15 protein-coding genes are annotated in these 15,933 nt (G+C 61.3%); 9 read left to right on the forward strand and 6 right to left on the reverse strand.

What is annotated here, in order from left to right; translation table 11 throughout:
* The first annotated feature begins 47 nt into the window (after positions 1–47).
* Entirely contained in the window at positions 48–2,174 is a 2,127-nt protein-coding gene (scpA, locus tag ABWV42_RS18500) for a methylmalonyl-CoA mutase (protein WP_353341466.1), read from the forward strand.
* 57 nt (positions 2,175–2,231) lie between these two features.
* Here scpA and nhaA read toward each other — a convergent pair whose 3' ends face one another.
* Positions 2,232–3,410, reverse strand: coding sequence for a Na+/H+ antiporter NhaA (gene nhaA, locus ABWV42_RS18505; RefSeq protein WP_353341467.1), 1,179 nt, complete (start codon positions 3,408–3,410; stop codon positions 2,232–2,234).
* Positions 3,411–3,492: 82 nt separating this feature from the next.
* Between nhaA and ABWV42_RS18510 the strand changes: the two genes are divergently transcribed.
* From ABWV42_RS18510 to ABWV42_RS18530, 5 genes are read left to right on the forward strand one after another with little or no spacing between them, the layout of a single operon-like run.
* Entirely contained in the window at positions 3,493–4,098 is a 606-nt protein-coding gene (locus tag ABWV42_RS18510; protein ID WP_353341468.1) for a VOC family protein, read from the forward strand.
* Positions 4,095–4,574: a GNAT family N-acetyltransferase gene (locus tag ABWV42_RS18515; protein ID WP_353341469.1), complete on the forward strand. Its 480-nt coding sequence runs from the start codon at positions 4,095–4,097 to the stop codon at positions 4,572–4,574. Before ABWV42_RS18510 ends, ABWV42_RS18515 begins: the two co-directional genes overlap by 4 nt.
* 42 nt (positions 4,575–4,616) lie before the next feature.
* Positions 4,617–5,297, forward strand: a complete 681-nt coding sequence (locus ABWV42_RS18520; protein WP_353341470.1) for a TerB family tellurite resistance protein — start codon at positions 4,617–4,619, stop codon at positions 5,295–5,297.
* On the forward strand, positions 5,297–6,322 hold the full coding sequence (locus tag ABWV42_RS18525; RefSeq protein ID WP_353341471.1) for an endonuclease/exonuclease/phosphatase family protein: 1,026 nt from the start codon (positions 5,297–5,299) through the stop codon (positions 6,320–6,322). The genes ABWV42_RS18520 and ABWV42_RS18525 overlap by 1 nt, the downstream gene beginning before the upstream one ends.
* Before the next feature lie 29 nt (positions 6,323–6,351).
* Positions 6,352–6,738, forward strand: coding sequence for a hypothetical protein (locus ABWV42_RS18530; protein WP_502930976.1), 387 nt, complete (start codon positions 6,352–6,354; stop codon positions 6,736–6,738).
* A gap of 60 nt (positions 6,739–6,798) precedes the next feature.
* Here the strand turns inward: ABWV42_RS18530 and ABWV42_RS18535 are convergent, their stop codons facing one another.
* The 5 genes from ABWV42_RS18535 to ABWV42_RS18555 form a co-directional block, all read right to left on the reverse strand.
* Positions 6,799–8,343: a Ppx/GppA family phosphatase gene (locus tag ABWV42_RS18535; RefSeq protein WP_353341472.1), complete on the reverse strand. Its 1,545-nt coding sequence runs from the start codon at positions 8,341–8,343 to the stop codon at positions 6,799–6,801.
* Between the two features lie 53 nt (positions 8,344–8,396).
* Complete coding sequence (locus ABWV42_RS18540) at positions 8,397–10,571, reverse strand: RNA degradosome polyphosphate kinase (RefSeq protein WP_353341473.1); 2,175 nt, start codon at positions 10,569–10,571, stop codon at positions 8,397–8,399.
* Between the two features lie 84 nt (positions 10,572–10,655).
* Positions 10,656–11,324, reverse strand: a complete 669-nt coding sequence (locus ABWV42_RS18545) for a P-loop NTPase family protein (protein ID WP_353341474.1) — start codon at positions 11,322–11,324, stop codon at positions 10,656–10,658.
* Position 11,325: 1 nt separating this feature from the next.
* A complete protein-coding gene (locus tag ABWV42_RS18550; RefSeq protein WP_353341475.1) occupies positions 11,326–12,396 on the reverse strand; it encodes an AI-2E family transporter in 1,071 nt (356 codons plus the stop codon).
* A gap of 121 nt (positions 12,397–12,517) precedes the next feature.
* Entirely contained in the window at positions 12,518–13,030 is a 513-nt protein-coding gene (locus ABWV42_RS18555; protein ID WP_353341476.1) for a fasciclin domain-containing protein, read from the reverse strand.
* A 163-nt stretch (positions 13,031–13,193) separates the two neighbouring features.
* On the opposite strand from ABWV42_RS18555, the gene ABWV42_RS18560 reads away from it, so the two are divergent.
* From ABWV42_RS18560 to ABWV42_RS18570, 3 genes are all read left to right on the forward strand, one after another.
* Positions 13,194–13,730 (forward strand): hypothetical protein, encoded by a 537-nt coding sequence (locus tag ABWV42_RS18560; protein ID WP_353341477.1) that lies wholly within the window; start codon positions 13,194–13,196, stop codon positions 13,728–13,730.
* Between the two features lie 102 nt (positions 13,731–13,832).
* Positions 13,833–15,185, forward strand: coding sequence for a proline--tRNA ligase (gene proS, locus ABWV42_RS18565; protein WP_353341478.1), 1,353 nt, complete (start codon positions 13,833–13,835; stop codon positions 15,183–15,185).
* A 122-nt stretch (positions 15,186–15,307) separates the two neighbouring features.
* On the forward strand, positions 15,308–15,931 hold the full coding sequence (locus ABWV42_RS18570; protein WP_353341479.1) for a GDSL-type esterase/lipase family protein: 624 nt from the start codon (positions 15,308–15,310) through the stop codon (positions 15,929–15,931).
* Positions 15,932–15,933: the final 2 nt, after the last annotated feature.

A 15,933-nucleotide genomic window follows, 5' to 3' on the forward strand; every position in this document is an offset into this window, starting at 1 on the left:
GCGACCCTGATCCGGTGCGGATTGGGTGAGATCAAGAGGACTGGGATATGACCAAGAAAGAAGACTGGTCGGCGCTTGCGGAGAAAGAGCTTCGTGGCCGCCCGCTGGAAGACCTGAACTGGAACACGCTGGAAGGGATCGAGGTCAAGCCGCTCTATACGGCGGAAGACACCGAGAACCTTGATCACATGGGCACGCTGCCCGGTTTCGGCCCGTTCACCCGTGGTGTGAAGGCCACCATGTATGCCGGTCGTCCCTGGACGATCCGCCAATACGCGGGCTTTTCGACCGCCGAGGAATCGAACGCCTTCTACCGTCGCAACCTTGCTGCGGGTCAGCAGGGCGTTTCGGTGGCCTTCGACCTTGCGACGCACCGTGGCTATGACTCGGATCACCCGCGCGTGGTGGGCGATGTCGGTAAGGCCGGTGTGGCCATCGACAGCATCGAGGACATGAAGATCCTGTTTGACGGTATTCCGCTCGACAAGGTGTCGGTCTCGATGACGATGAACGGTGCCGTGATCCCGATCCTGGCGAACTTCATTGTTGCCGGTGAAGAGCAGGGGCACGACAAATCCGTTCTCGCGGGCACCATTCAGAACGACATTCTGAAAGAGTTCATGGTGCGCAACACCTATATCTATCCGCCGGAACCTTCGATGCGGATCATTTCGGACATCATCGAGTACACCTCGAACGAGATGCCCAAGTTCAACTCGATCTCGATCTCCGGCTATCACATGCAGGAAGCGGGGGCGAACCTTGTTCAGGAACTGGCCTACACGCTGGCGGACGGTCGTGAATACGTGCGCGCGGCGATGAACGCGGGCATGGACGTGGACAAGTTTGCCGGTCGCCTGTCGTTCTTCTTTGCCATCGGCATGAACTTCTTCATGGAAGCCGCCAAGCTGCGCGCCGCGCGGACCCTGTGGCACCGCGTGATGACTGAATTCGGCGCCAAGAACGAGCGTTCCAAGATGCTGCGGACCCACTGCCAGACATCGGGTGTGTCGCTTCAGGAGCAGGATCCCTACAACAACGTTATCCGGACCGCATACGAAGCCCTTTCGGCGGTTCTGGGGGGTACCCAGTCGCTGCACACCAACGCGCTGGACGAAGCTATTGCCCTGCCGACCGATTTCTCGGCACGCATTGCACGGAACACCCAGCTTGTGCTGCAGGAAGAAACCGGCGTCACAAACGTGGTCGATCCGCTGGCTGGCTCTTACTATGTCGAGAGCCTGACCAACGATCTGATCGAAAAAGCCTGGGCCCTGATGGAAGAGGTCGAGGAAATGGGTGGCATGACCAAGGCTGTTGCCAGCGGCATGCCCAAGCTGCGCATCGAAGAATCGGCAGCGACCCGTCAGGCGATGATCGACCGCGGCGACGAAGTCATCGTGGGCGTCAACAAGTACCGCAAGGAAAAAGAGGATGTGATCGACATCCTTGACGTGGACAACGTCGCTGTGCGCGAGGCACAGGTTGCGCGGCTTGAGAAGATCCGCGCCGAGCGTGACAACGCGGCCTGCACGGCGGCTCTGGACGAGTTGACCCGCGTGGCCAAAGAGGGGGGCAACCTGCTTGCCGCCGCTGTCGAGGCAGCGCGTGCGCGGGCTTCTGTTGGGGAAATCAGCATGGCTATGGAAAAAGAGTTCGGCCGCCACCGCGCCGAAGTGAAGACCCTGGCCGGTGTCTATGGCGCCGCCTACGAAGGGGACGAAGGCTTTGCCGCGATCCAGAAGTCGGTCGAGGACTTTGCCGAGGCCGAGGGCCGTCGTCCGCGTATGCTTGTTGTGAAGATGGGGCAGGACGGTCACGACCGTGGTGCCAAGGTCATCGCAACCGCATTTGCCGACATCGGTTTCGACGTGGACGTGGGCCCGCTGTTCCAGACGCCGGACGAAGCGGCGCAGGATGCTGTGGACAACGACGTGCATGTTGTTGGTATCTCGAGCCAGGCTGCCGGCCACAAGACGCTGGCTCCGCAGCTGATCGAGGCTCTGAAGGAAAAGGATGCCGAGGATATCATCGTGATCTGTGGCGGCGTTATTCCGCAGCAGGACTATGACTTCCTGAAAAACGCAGGCGTTAAGGCGATCTTTGGTCCGGGCACCAACATTCCGGAAGCGGCCCAGGACATTCTGAACATCATCCGCGAAACCCGCGCCTGATTTCAGGTTTCCAGTTACAGACATGAACGCGGCCCCGATTGGGGCCGCGTCTTTCGTTTATTCCGCCGGTTGCGTGGCTTCCTTGGCGCTTGGCCAGGCCAGCAGCGCATAACCAAGGATGCCCGAGATCAGAGAGCCGCCGAGAACGCCAAGGCGGGTCTGGTTCATCAGATCGGGGTCGGCAAAGCTCAGCCCGCCGATAAAGAGCGACATGGTAAAGCCGATACCGGCCAGACAGGCCACGCCATAGATATGGCGCCAGTTCACCCCGTGCGGCAGCTGCGCCGCGCCGGTTTTGACGATCAGCCAGGTCATGCCGAAGACACCGATCTGCTTGCCGATCACAAGGCCGAGGATGATGCCGAGCGGCAGCGGCTGGGCCAGCGCCTCGATCGAGATGTCGCCAAGCACGACGCCCGCGTTGGCAAAGGCGAAGACGGGCACGATGAAGAAATACACATAGGGCGTCAGGCCATGCTCGAGCGAGTGCAGCGGGGATTTGCCCCAGCGGTCGTAGAGCGGAATGAAGAAGGCGGCGACAACACCGGCCAAGGTGGCGTGGACGCCGGATTTCAGCACCAGAACCCAGAGCACGATGCCCAGCAGGATGAAGGGCGCGATGCGGTGGATCTTCATCTGGTTCAGAATGAACATGGCCACCAGCGGGATCAGCGCCATGCCAAGGAAATGCACCTTGAGGTTGGCGGTGTAGAATAGGGCGATGATGAGGATTGCGCCAATGTCGTCGAGGATGGCCAGTGTCAGTAGAAAGACCTTGAGAGGGGCCGGGGCCCGCGCGCCAACAAGGGCGAGGATGCCAAGGGCAAAGGCGATGTCGGTTGCCGCCGGAATGGCCCAGCCGGTCAGGGTTTCGGGGCTGTTCCAGTTCAGGGCCACGAAGATCAGGGCAGGAAGGGCCATGCCGCCCACGGCGGCCGCACCCGGAAGGATGACGTCGCGCGGGTTCTTGAGCTTGCCTTCAAGGATTTCCCGTTTCAGTTCGAGACCGATCAGGAAAAAGAACACGGCCATGAGGCCGTCGTTGATCCAGAGGATCATTGGCTTCTCGATACCCTTGCCATTCATCGTGATGGCGCCCATCGTATCGAGAATGAAGTTGTAGGACGGGGCGAGAGCGGAGTTGGCCACCAACATGGCAAGCACGGCAGAAAGCATGAGGAGGATACCCCCCGCTGCTTCGTGTTTGAAAAAGCGGTCAATCGCGGCGATCAGCATTTCATTTCCTGAGTTAAATGGTCATCATAGCTCCAGATGGTGCGCAAAGGGCCGCTGACAATACCAAAGATTGGGGATTTCGATGATTTTTGACCATTTGGCCGTGGCCGGAGAAACGCTTGAGGCGGCGGTGGCGCATGTGGAAGAGGCGCTGGGCGTGAAAATGGGGCCGGGGGGGCAGCACGTGCACTTTGGTACTCACAACCGCCTGATCGGGCTGGAAGAGGGGCTGTACCTTGAGGCAATCGCCATTGATCCCGATGCCGCGCCCCTTGGATATGCGCGGTGGTTCGATCTGGATCGGTTTGCGGGCGCACCACGGATCGGGAACTGGATTTGTCGGGTCGATGATCTGGAGGCACGCCTGCGGGACCTGCCGGAAGGTGCGGGGCAACCTGTGGCGCTGACGCGAGGAGATCTGCGCTGGCTGATGGCGGTGCCGGAGGATGGGATTTTGCCGTGCGACGGGGGCTTTCCCGCCCTGATCGAATGGCAGGTGGACAAGATCCCGGGAGAGAGCCTGCCGTCATCGGGATGCCGGTTGGCTCGGTTCGAAGTGGCCCATCCCGAGGCGGCGTGGCTGCGCGGGGTGCTGTCGCTGAACGATGCGCGCGTTGTCTTTACCGAAGGGGCGCCGGAGATGCGGGCAACCTTTGACACCCCGCATGGCACGCGGGTGTTGCGGTGAATATCCGACAGGCAGAGCCGCAGGACGCCGGGGCCATTGCCGCGATCTGGAACCGCGAGATTTCGAACGGGGTCAGCACGTTCAACTCGGTCGAGAAATCGGATGCCGAGATCGCCAGCATGATCGCGGAACGCGGGGCGGCGGTGCGCGTGGCGGAAGATGAAGGACAACTCATCGGTTTCGCGACCTATGGTCCGTTTCGCGGCGGGATCGGATATGCACAGAGCATGGAACACACCATTTACCTTGATCCGGCGGCCCGTGGGCACGGGGCGGGGCGTGCCTTGATGCGGGCGATTGAGAAAGTGGCGCGTGCGAACGGTGTTCATGTGCTTGTCGCGGGGATCGGGGGCGAGAATGCCGCAGGCATCGCCTTTCATTCTGCACTAGGTTTTGAAGAGGTTGGGCGGATGCCGGAGGTCGGGCGCAAATTCGGGCGCTGGATGGACCTTGTGCTTATGCAGAAAATTCTTTGAGGATGTCCTGACATTGTCACGGACAGGGTTTAGGTTGGTGCCATGTCGATTTGGACGCGAATATCAGATGCCATTGCCGCCCTGACCAAGGGTGAGAGCCTTGCCGAGGTTTTCGAGCGGTTGAAAACACCGCCCGAGCGTTCGGTTGCCTTTGCCATCGCGGTTGTGGCGCTGGGCGCGAAGATGGCCAAGGCCGATGGCTTGGTAACGCGAGACGAGGTGACAGCCTTTCGCGAGGTTTTCCAGATTGCCCGCGAAGATGAGGCTGGTGCGGCGCGCGTGTTCAATCTCGCCCGTCAGGATGTGGCGGGTTTTGAAGAATATGCGCTGCGTATCAAGGGCTTGTTCGGCGAAGAACACAGTTGTTACTGCGACCTGATGGAAGGGTTGTTCCACATTGCGATGGCGGACGGCACCTATCATCCGAACGAGGACGTGTTCCTTGGGCGGGTGGCCGAGATTTTCGGCATGGCCGAGAACGAGTTTGTGGCGATGCGGGCGCGGTTCGTGCCGGATGCAGAACCCGATCCCTATTCGGTGTTGGGCGTCTCCCCCGAGACGCCGATTTCCGAAATCCGCAAGGTCTGGCGGCGTCTGGTGCGTGAGACCCATCCCGACAGCATGATAGCTCGCGGGGTACCGGAAGAGGCGATCCGCCTTGCCGAAAAGAAGATGATCGACATCAACCGCGCCTGGGACGAGATCAACGGGGCGGCAGCCTGATGCGCTTTGCGACGTATAACGTCGAGTGGTTCAACAATCTGTTTGATGATCATGGTCACCTGTTGATGGACGATGGCTGGTCGGGCCGTCACGACATCAAACGGGCGCAGCAGATCGAGGCCTTGGGCATTGTGTTCACGGCGCTGGATGCGGATGTGATCGTGGTGGTGGAAGCACCGGATCAGAACGGAAAAAGGTCGACAGTTCAGGCGCTTGAGACATTTGCCGCAGCCTTTGACCTGCGGGCGCGCAAGGCGTTGTTGGGGTTCGGGAATGACACCCAGCAGGAGATTGCGCTGTTGTACGATCCGGATGCCGTCACGGCGCGGCATGACCCGATCGGGCAGGAGACCGGCAAGAAGGGGGCCACAGATGCGCCGCGGTTTGATGGCGTGTTCCGGATTGATCTTGATGTGGATGCCACCGAAGACATGGTGCGGTTTTCCAAGCCGCCTTTGGAGGTGGCGATGCGGACGGCCAAGGGGTTTGATCTGCGGCTGATCGGGGCGCACCTGAAATCCAAGGCACCGCATGGGGCGCGGGGGCGGGACGAGGTGATGCGTATGTCGATTGCCAATCGCCGCAAGCAACTGGCGCAGGCGATCTGGCTGCGGCGGCGGGTGGAGCAGCACCTGGCGGCGGGAGAGCCGTTGATGGTGCTGGGGGATTTGAACGACGGTCCGGGGCTGGATGAATACGAACATCTTTTCGGGCGATCTTCGGTCGAGATCATCATGGGAGAAGAGGGTGGCCCCTGTCTGTTCGATCCCCATGCGCGGGCGGCGTTGAGATCGAAGTTGGGAACGGCGATTTCCACCTCACGGTTCTATTTGTCAAAAGAAAAGAAATACTTACAGGCGTTGCTGGATTATGTGATGGTGTCCCAGGACCTTCGGGGGCGGGCGCCGGAGTGGCGTATCTGGCATCCGTTCAACGACCATGACTGCTGGTCCGTGCCCGAGTTGCGTGAGGCGCTTCTTGCGGCATCGGATCATTTCCCTGTTACATTGGATCTGGATATCTGAGTTTTGCATTGTCGCGGGAGGATCCCCACATGACACGTATGAAACCATTGGTGATTGCACTATGTGCCTGCCTTGCATCTGGCCCTGTCTGGGCCGAGGAACAGGCGGAAAATGGAAGCGAAGACAGCGGGTTAACCCTGATGGAGCGGGGGGCTTTGCTGTTTTTCGAAGGTCTGATGGACCAGATGGAGCCAGCTTTGGATGAGTTGGGGACACTGGCCGAAGAGGCGGGCCCCGCGCTGCGCCAGTTTGCCGAGGAAATGGGGCCGGCGCTGGCGGAGCTGATGGCGGAGATCGAGGACTGGAGCGTCTATCACCCGCCTGAAATGCTGCCGAACGGAGACATCATCATACGCCGCAAACAGCCAGAGCCGACCCCGGAAGAGGGGACAGAAGACGGGGCGGTGGACTTGTAAAACCGGGCATATGTATCGCGTCGGTATTACGTCGGTATTGCGACGGTGCGGGTTTTGCCCCTAGGCCTTGCGGATTTTCACGAAGGTTTCTGCCTCAAGCGCGTCAGCGAGGGATTGCAGGCGCGCCTTGGCCACTTCGCCAAAGAGCGGTTCGGCCGAGGCGGGCAACGTCAGTTCGAGATGTCGCTTCTTGGGGCGCCATTTCATCGTGCCCATATCCGCGGAACTGTCCATCCAGAGCATGGCGCCAAAGCGCATGGCCTTGCCCAGAACTTCGGCGCGATTGAGGGTTTTCTTGTCCAGAAGGTCGAACAGGTTCTCGAACTGGGTGCCTTCGCGCTTGTTGCGGTAGCGGTGCATCAGGGCGAGGCCAAGGAAAATCCGTTCCGAATGACGCATGCCGCCAAGGTTGGCGCGGGTGGCGTTGTCGAAACAAACTTCGGCGCGATAGTCGGGGTGGGCGCGCCAGCTTACGTCATGCAGCAGGCAGGCGGCCTTGACGAGGCGCTTCTGGTCCTCGGTCTGACTGCTGAACAGTGGTAGAACGAATTTGTAGAGCGACTTGCCAAAGCCGGGGAGGCGGGCGTCCTTGGCTTCGGCAAAGCGGCAGGATTCGATCAGCGGATCACGCTGGCGCAGGGCGTCAGGCATCTGCTCATACAGCATGCCTTCGCGGATGCCATAGGAGCTTACGGCGATGTCATAGGGTTTGAAGCGGCGCACGACACCCTTGAGGACGTCGATGGCAAGCGGCACCAGTGCCATACGCGAGGCAGAGACGCCACAGCGCTGGCGCAGTTCTTCAAGGTCGTGTTGCTTGATGTATTTTGCCGTGGCAGAAATCGCCGAGGCGCTCATCCGGTATTCGTGCAGGACGCGCAGGGGATAGCCGCGACGCTCCATGTCGATCCGGGCAATGGCGCGCCAAGAGCCGCCGACAAGGAACAGGCGGTTGCGCTGCGAGCCCATGGTTTCCTTGAGCTGGTCCAGCGTGTCGTTGATATAGGCGCGGCGGCCTTTCTTGCCGCCCTTGATGTCGCGCAGCTTGAGGGGCCCGAGCGCCGAGGTCACCCGGCGGCCGACCTTGCCGTCGTTGATTTCCGCCAGTTCCATCGAGGAGCCGCCAATGTCACAGACCAGACCGTAAGAGCCGGGCCAGCCAAGCAGTACGCCCTGCGCCGAGAGGCGGGCCTCTTCCTGGCCGTCGATCACGTGGATATTGAGGCCGGTTTCGCGCAGAACCTCTTCGCAGAAGTCGGGGCCGTCGCTGGCTTCGCGCACGGCGGCGGTGGCAACGGCGGTCAGGTCGCCGTGGCAGATCTGACGGGCGATTTCCTGAAAGCGGCGGATGGCCGAGAGGGCGCGGGCGCGGCCTTCGGGGTTGAGGTGCCCGGTTTCGGACAGACCCGCGCCAAGGGCACACATGATCTTTTCGTTGTAGAAATAGGCGGGGCTTCGGGCGGCGCCGTCGAACACGACGAGACGCACCGAGTTTGAACCGACATCCACGACGCCGACGCGCGACAGGGCGCGGGCAGATGCGTCATTGAACAGGGGCCGGCCAAAGGGCCCCCAGTCGCCTGCGGGGTCAGTATTCCCGTCCATATTCCATCCCAAGACTGTTGGTGCGTCCCATTATCGGCAGTGGCCGGTGTGGGTCAATCGTTGGTGTGGGTCAGCTTGGGAACATCCGAGGCACCGGCCGAGCCACGGCCAGACAGGGAAGGGTATTCCATGAAGAACCTGTGGCAATTGAACGCGAATTCACCTTCGGGAACTTCGGCGCGATCAAAGCTGCCATCGGCGTTCATGACCCAGCTTTGGGCCACGTCGGCCAGATTCGCGGCCATGACCTGACTTACGATCTGGGCCTTCACGGTGGCGTTTTTGATCTCGACCAGGGTTTCGACGCGACGGTTGAGGTTGCGGCCCATCCAGTCGGCGGAGGAGATATAGACCTTGGCCTTTTTCGAGGGCAGGCCCTCGCCGTTGCCGAAGCAGACGATGCGCGAGTGTTCGAGGAAACGTCCAACGATGGATTTGACGCGGATGTTTTCTGAAAGGCCCTTGATGCCAGGACGCAGGCCACAGATGCCGCGGATCACGAGGCTGATCTTCACGCCAGCCTGCGAGGCCTTGTAGAGGGCGTCGATCACCTCGGGTTCGATGAGTGAGTTCATCTTGGCCCAGATTTCCGCGGGCCTGCCAGCCTTGGCGTGTTCGATCTCGGCGTCGATCTTTTCGATCAGGCGCGACTTCAGCGAATGGGGCGAAATCGCGAGGTTGTCGAGCTTTTCGGGTTCCACATAGCCGGAGAGGTAGTTGAACACCTTGGTGGCGTCGCGGCCGAGGTCGGTATCGCAGGTGAAGAAGCTGAGGTCGGTATAGATCTTGGCGGTGATCGGGTGGTAATTGCCGGTGCCGTAGTGGGTGTAGGTGACCAGTTGGTCACCTTCGCGGCGCACCACGGTCGAGATCTTGGCGTGGGTCTTCCAGTCGGTGAAGCCGTAAACCACATGCGCGCCGGCGCGTTCAAGGCGGCGTGACTGGTGGATGTTGGCGGCCTCGTCGAAGCGGGCCTTGAGTTCCACCAGCGCGGTGACGGATTTGCCGTCTTCCGCCGCTTCGCAGAGGGCCTCGACGATGGGCGAGTTCTTGGAGGTGCGATAGAGGGTCTGCTTGATCGCCACCACGTTCGGATCGCGGGCCGCCTGTTGCAGGAAGCGCACCACCATGTCGAAGGTCTCGTAGGGGTGATGCAGGAGCATGTCCTTCTGGCTGATGGCGGCGAACATGTTGCCGTCAAAATCCTGTACGCGTTCGGGAACGCGCGGCGCAAAGGAGGGCCACAGCAGGTCCGGGCGTTCATCGAGGACCAGTTCGCTCAGGTCGGCGAGGCCGATCATGCCGTCGATCTCGACCACCTCGTCATCGCGCACGTGCAGCTCTTCCATGATCAGCGAGCGCAGGGCCTTGGGGGCGTCAGCGGAAAGCTTCATGCGCACCACTTCGCCCCGGCGGCGACGTTTGAGCGCCACTTCGAATTCGCGCACGAGGTCTTCGGCCTCGTCTTCGACTTCGAGGTCGCTGTCGCGCAGGACGCGGAAGGAACAGTGGCCCTTGGCCTTATAGCCGGGGAAGAGGCTGTCGAGGTGCAGAAGCAGCAGCTCTTCGAGCGGCAGGGCGCGGGTGGTGCCTTCGGCAGAGGGCAGGAAGATGAAGCGGTCGATCTGGTGGGGGATCGGCAGCAGGGCCTTCAGCGAGGATTTGTTCTTGTTGCGCTCAAGCTGGAGAGCGAGCGAGTAGCCGAGGTTGGGAATGAAGGGGAAGGGGTGTGCCGGGTCGATGGCGAGCGGCGACAGGACCGGGAACACCTTGTTCAGGAACACGTCGGCAAGGAAAGGTTTGTCATCTTCGTTGATCGACTTGTGGTCGAGGATGACGATGTTTTCCGCTTCCATCTCGGCGCGCAGGCGGCCGTACATTTCCTGCTGTTTCTGGAGCAGGTTGCGGGCGTCTTCGTTGATCAGCACCAGCTGTTCGGCGGGTGTCAGCCCGTCCTGGGCGGGATGCGAATTGCCTTCGCGCACCAGTTCACGCAGGCCGGCGACGCGGACGGTGTAGAATTCATCAAGGTTGGTGGCCGAGATCGACAGGAAACGCAGACGTTCAAGCAGCGGCACGCGCGGATTCTCGGATTCTTCCAGCACACGCCAGTTGAAGCCCAGCCAGCTGAGTTCGCGGTTGTAGAAACGGCCCGGTCCGGTCAGGTCAACATCTGGCAACTCGACGGCGGCGGGGAAATCGGATTTCAGGAAGTCTGCGTAAGTCATGGGGTGTTTATGTCATCAACCGGTAACGGAGAAATGACACTATCTGCCTGAAATCGCAGGAAGTCCAGATGCAGGGCCGATTGGTCAGCGTTCTTCGAGAACGCGACGGGCCAAAGCGCGAGTTATTGGGCGTTTTTCGCTGAGCGAGAGGGTATCAAGGCGTTCGACGAGATCGCGGGCGGCTTCGAAGGAGCGGTCCATGTTCTTGATCAGGAAGGGCAGGGTGTCTGGTGGTGGGGTCAGTTGCCGGTCGTTGAACATCTTGGCCATGACCACGGTCAGCAGTGTGTCGTCGGGTTGTTCCAGCGCGGCGACGGTGGTGCCTTGCATCCTGCTCATGAGGTCGGGCAGGGTGAGGCCCCAGTGTTTCGGCTCGCCCGCGCCGGTCAGAAGCAGGGTATGGCGTTCGGCCAGCACGAGGTTGTGCAGGTGAAACAGGGCATCCTGTGCGGCTTTGTTGCCTGCGATCAGATGCACGTCTTCCACGGCGACAGGGCCGGTGGCGAGCGCCGGAATGTCCTGATCCGGCAGCGAGGTCGCAGGCACGATGCGCGCGTGGCTGATCCCCGCCCACACGTGGGTGAGGTGGGTTTTGCCCGAACCGGCAGGGCCGGACAGCACAAGTTTGCCACCGGGCCAGTCGGGCCACATGTCGACCAGTCCCAATGCCATCGCGTTGGCCGGGCTGACGAAGAAATCGTCACGCCCTAACGCGGTTCGGACCGGTAGGGTAAGGTTCAACTGCTCTGCCATGTTATTCGTCTGGTTGTTTTCCGGCGAGGCCCTTGTAGAGCCGCGACTCGGTATACCTCTCGGCGCCGAAACGTGCCAGTACCCCGATGGAGGCCGCGACGGGAACCGCGACCAGCATACCGACAAAGCCGAACAGCGCACCAAATACGGAGAGGGCGAAGATCAGCCAGACAGGGTGCAGGCCGACGGAGGAGCCCACCAATTTGGGGGTCAGGATGTTGCCTTCGACCACCTGACCAATCACGAAGATACCGGCGACGAGGCCGAGCGAGAGCCAGTCACCCCAGAACTGGAACAGGCCGAGGCCGATGGCGAGGGCACCACCGAGGATGGCGCCTACGTAGGGAATGAAAGTGATCAGGCCGGCAAAGGCCCCGACAACAAGGCCGAATTGCAGGCCTACCAGCATCAGGGCAACGGCATAATAGGTGCCAAGGATCAGGCAGACAGTGCCCATGCCGCGAATGAACGAGGCCAGCGTGTGGTCGATCTGGCCCGCGAGTTTGCGGACGATCGGGGCGTGATCCAGCGGCAGGAGGCGGTTGATCTCGGCGATCATGTTGTCCCAGTCGAGCAGCAGGTAGAAGGCGACAACCGGCACGATCACGAGGAGCATCACCACGTTGATCAGGGACATCGCGCCAGAGAGGACGCCCTGAAGCAGTTGCCCGCCGCGTTCCTGAACCGCCTGGCCGAGGTTCAGGAGCGCCTGGTGGATGGCCGAGTCGGGTTGGAGGATTTCGGGGAAACGCGTGGTCAGGAAGTTTTGCAGATCGCGGGCGATGTCGGGGGCCATGTTGAACAGCGAGACGAGCTGTTGCACCAGTGTCGGGATGACGGCCAGCACGGCGACAACGAACAGGAGGATGGCCACCAACGTGATCACGACGGTTGCGCCAACGCGGCTTAGGCCCATGGTTTCAAGGCGGTCGGCCACGGGATCAAGGAAATAGGCAATGGCACCGCCAAGCACGAAAGGCAGCATGATGTCGCCGAGGAACCAGAGCGCCAACATGAAGATTGCAAGGGCCAAACCCCAGTATTTCATCTGATCGCGGATCGGCAGGGCCATGAATTACCTCTTAAACTGAACGTGTTTCAGACATTGCGCACCTGCCGCGTCAGTTCAAGGGGGCGGCGAAAAAAGAAGGCCCGCCGAACGGGCGGGCCTTGGTCTGAAATCCGTGTGTGGATCAGTGGCAGGCCGGGCGGCTGCCGGGCAGCAGGACCTTGTCGATCACGTGGATCACGCCGTTGTCGGCCTTGATGTCGGCGATGATCACGTTGGCGCTTGAGCCGGTGCCATCGGCAATGGCCACGCCGTCGGAGCCTTTGGTGATGCAAAGGCGTTCAGACGCCAGAACCGGCTTGAAGTAGTTCGACCCTGCCGGGATGTCGCCTGCGGCCAGTTTGCGGTCATCCACGTGATACAGCAGGATGTCGGTCAGCTGGCCCTTATTCTCGGGCTTCAGAAGGGTTTCCACCGTGCCTTCTGGAAGGGCGGCAAAGGCATCGTTGACCGGGGCATAGACGGTGAAGGGGCCTTCGCCCTGCAGGGTGTCGACCAGACCGGCAGCCGAGACGGCGGCGACGAGGGTCGAGAAGCGATCGTCCGATGCGGCGATGTCGACGATGGTGCCTGCGGCGCTTGCCGCGGTGGCGGTCATGGCTGCGAATGCGGTGGCGATGCTGAGTTTGCGGATCATGTTTGGTCCTCTCTGTTGAAATCACCATGCGGTTTGCATGTGCGAAGGGTACGGCGGCATTTGGCAGTTGGATGTGTGGGGTCACGGCCCTGTGATGTCGCGTGAAGACAAGACGGGGCGAAGCTGGCATGGTGGGCTGCGCGAACAGGCGAGGGAGAGACGCATGAACGAAAGTTTTGACATCGACGCGATGGTGGATCGGTTGCGCGACGCGGCGGTTGGCGAGGACGCACCGCGCAGGGTGCGGGCGATCATCGAAGAGGTGGTGGCCGATCCCGACCTACTGGCCGCGGCGGTTCCGCATTACGGCGAGGACGTGGTGTTGTTCGAGGATGACACCGTTTCGATCTGGTACGCGCATTTCGACCCCGGCAAGATGGTGCCAGCGCATGACCACCAGATGTCGGCGGTGATCGGCGTCTTTCGCGGGCAGGAGCGCAACAACTTCTATGAAGCTGACGGTGAGGGCGGTTTGCGCAAGAGTTCGGATGTCGTGCTGGAGCCGGGGGATGTCTTGTCGATCGGGCCAAGTGCCATTCATTCGGTGGCCTGCGTCAGCGCGGTGCCGTGCAACGGGTTTCATGTCTACTTGGGCGAGCTGACAACGGTCGAGCGCAGCCTGTTCGACGTCAAGGCGGGCAAGAGGCTGCCGTTTGACGCGGCTTCTTATGATGCGTTGATTGGGGCGGACGACGGATAGAGGCCAGCGACAGGGGCTGCGCTGTGTTTTGCGCTCTTGTCTGGCAGGGCGCAAAGCCATAAACGGGGGCAGACCCAAGAGACACTCGCAGATGGAGCCCACATGCGCCTCAGCCGTTATTTTCTGCCCGTTCTGAAAGAGACGCCCGCCGAGGCGCAGATCGTGAGCCACCGTTACATGCTGCGTGCCGGCATGATCAAACAGCAATCCGCCGGCATCTATTCCTGGCTGCCGCTGGGGTTCAAGGTCCTGCGCAAGATCGAGAACATCGTGCACGAAGAGCAGGTGCGTGCTGGTCACGTGCCGATCCAGATGCCGATCCTGCAAGGCGCCGACCTGTGGCGTGAATCGGGCCGTTATGACGATTACGGCCAGGAAATGCTGCGTATGCAGGACCGCCATGGCCGCGACATGCTGTATACGCCGACCGCCGAAGAGATGGTGACCGACATCTTCCGCAGCCACGTGTCGTCGTACAAGGACCTGCCGCTGACCCTCTACCAGATCCAGTGGAAATTCCGCGACGAGATCCGTCCGCGTTTCGGCGTGATGCGGGGCCGCGAGTTCTATATGAAGGACGGCTACAACTTTGACCTCACCAAGGAAGACGCGCTGCACGCCTACAACCGTCACCTCGTGAGCTACCTGCGTACCTACGAACGCATGGGCCTTCAGGCGATCCCGATGCGGGCTGATTCCGGCCCGATTGGTGGCGATGACACCCACGAGTTCCTTGTGCTGGCGGAAACCGGCGAGTCCGAGGTCTTTTATGACAGCGCCGTCACCGACCTGACCTTTGGCGACCGCGAGATCGACTATGACTCGCACGAGCAATGCCGCGCGATCCTTGACGAGTTCACCTCGAAATACGCGCGTACCGACGAAACCCACGACGAAGCCCTGTTCAACGCGATCCCCGAGGAACGCCGCCGCGTGGCGCGCGGGATCGAGGTTGGCCAGATCTTCTATTTCGGCACCAAGTATTCCGAGCCGCTGGGCGCAACCGTTCAGGGCCCCGATGGCAAGCCGACCCCGGTTCACATGGGCTCGCACGGAATTGGCGTGTCGCGTCTGCTTGGCGCGATCATCGAAGCCAGCCACGACGACAAGGGCATCATCTGGCCCGAGGGTGTCACACCGTTCCACTGCGGCATCGTGAACCTCAAGCAGGGTGACGAAGAGGCCGATGCCGCCTGTGACGCGCTTTACAAATCGCTGACCGCGCTGGGCCTTGAGCCGCTTTATGACGACCGCAAGGAACGTGCGGGCGGCAAGTTTGCCACCATGGACCTGATCGGCCTGCCGTGGCGCATCACCGTTGGTCCGCGTGGTCTCAAGAACGGTGTTGTGGAACTGACCTGCCGCCGGACCGGCGAAAGCGAAGAGATGACGCCGGAACAGGCGGTCGCCAAGGTTGCGGGCATCTACGAAGGCCACATGGTGCGCGGGTTCTGATACCGACACTGTTTCGGCAAAAGGAATTGAAGGGGGGGCAATTGCCTCCCTTTTTTCTTTGTCGAATTGACAGGCTGCCAAGGGCTTTGCAGGGTGGCGGAAACGGCGCGACGAGGTGCGATATGAAAACGGTTCTGGCATTTGGTGACAGCCTGACATGGGGCAGTGATCCGCATACCGGAGGGCGGCATCCCCGCGACTGTCGCTGGCCGGTGGCATTGGCCGAAGGTCTGGACGGGGTCGAGGTGATTTCCGAAGGGCTGCGCGGCAGAGCGACGGTTTATGATCGCCCCTCTGCCTCTTCGGACATGAACGGCGGGCGGGTCTTGCCAGCATTGTTGCACAGCCACGCGCCGCTGGACCTTGTGATCATCATGCTGGGCAGCAATGACCTTTACGAGGGGTTCTCGGTGCAGAATGCCCGCGACGGGCTGATGCGGCTGGTCGAGATCGTGCGCAGCCACCCTTACCGGCTGCCGGAACCGCATGTGCCTGACGTGATGCTGATTTCGCCGCCCCTGGTGAGCCTTGGGGATGATCCCTTCGTGACCGAGGCCAAGGTGGCAGAGACCGCCAAGATGGCCCCAGTGGTTGCGGGGCTGGCGGAAGAGTTGGGCGCGGGGTTCTTTGATGCGGCCACCGTGGCGCGGGGCAGTCCGGCGGATTGTTACCACCTTGAGGCAGAGGACAGCCGCGCGCTGGGCCTTGCCCTGCAGGCGCCGGTTCGGGCGCGCCTTGGGCTTTGACG

Source organism: Pelagimonas sp. KU-00592-HH (assembly GCF_040369695.1).
In the GTDB taxonomy this organism is placed as follows: Bacteria; Pseudomonadota; Alphaproteobacteria; order Rhodobacterales; family Rhodobacteraceae; genus Shimia.

Excerpts from the sequence above, each read along its gene's own strand:
- ABWV42_RS18510 (WP_353341468.1), top strand. The coding sequence starts at position 3,493 with ATGATTTTTGACCATTTGGCCGTGGCCGGAGAAACGCTTGAGGCGGCG.
- ABWV42_RS18530 (WP_502930976.1), top strand. The coding sequence starts at position 6,352 with ATGACACGTATGAAACCATTGGTGATTGCACTATGTGCCTGCCTTGCA.
- ABWV42_RS18520 (WP_353341470.1), top strand. The coding sequence starts at position 4,617 with ATGTCGATTTGGACGCGAATATCAGATGCCATTGCCGCCCTGACCAAG.
- ABWV42_RS18535 (WP_353341472.1), bottom strand. The coding sequence starts at position 8,343 with ATGGACGGGAATACTGACCCCGCAGGCGACTGGGGGCCCTTTGGCCGG.
- ABWV42_RS18550 (WP_353341475.1), bottom strand. The coding sequence starts at position 12,396 with ATGGCCCTGCCGATCCGCGATCAGATGAAATACTGGGGTTTGGCCCTT.
- scpA (WP_353341466.1), top strand. The coding sequence starts at position 48 with ATGACCAAGAAAGAAGACTGGTCGGCGCTTGCGGAGAAAGAGCTTCGT.
- ABWV42_RS18545 (WP_353341474.1), bottom strand. The coding sequence starts at position 11,324 with ATGGCAGAGCAGTTGAACCTTACCCTACCGGTCCGAACCGCGTTAGGG.
- ABWV42_RS18525 (WP_353341471.1), top strand. The coding sequence starts at position 5,297 with ATGCGCTTTGCGACGTATAACGTCGAGTGGTTCAACAATCTGTTTGAT.
- ABWV42_RS18540 (WP_353341473.1), bottom strand. The coding sequence starts at position 10,571 with ATGACTTACGCAGACTTCCTGAAATCCGATTTCCCCGCCGCCGTCGAG.
- nhaA (WP_353341467.1), bottom strand. The coding sequence starts at position 3,410 with ATGCTGATCGCCGCGATTGACCGCTTTTTCAAACACGAAGCAGCGGGG.
- ABWV42_RS18570 (WP_353341479.1), top strand. The coding sequence starts at position 15,308 with ATGAAAACGGTTCTGGCATTTGGTGACAGCCTGACATGGGGCAGTGAT.
- ABWV42_RS18560 (WP_353341477.1), top strand. The coding sequence starts at position 13,194 with ATGAACGAAAGTTTTGACATCGACGCGATGGTGGATCGGTTGCGCGAC.
- proS (WP_353341478.1), top strand. The coding sequence starts at position 13,833 with ATGCGCCTCAGCCGTTATTTTCTGCCCGTTCTGAAAGAGACGCCCGCC.
- ABWV42_RS18555 (WP_353341476.1), bottom strand. The coding sequence starts at position 13,030 with ATGATCCGCAAACTCAGCATCGCCACCGCATTCGCAGCCATGACCGCC.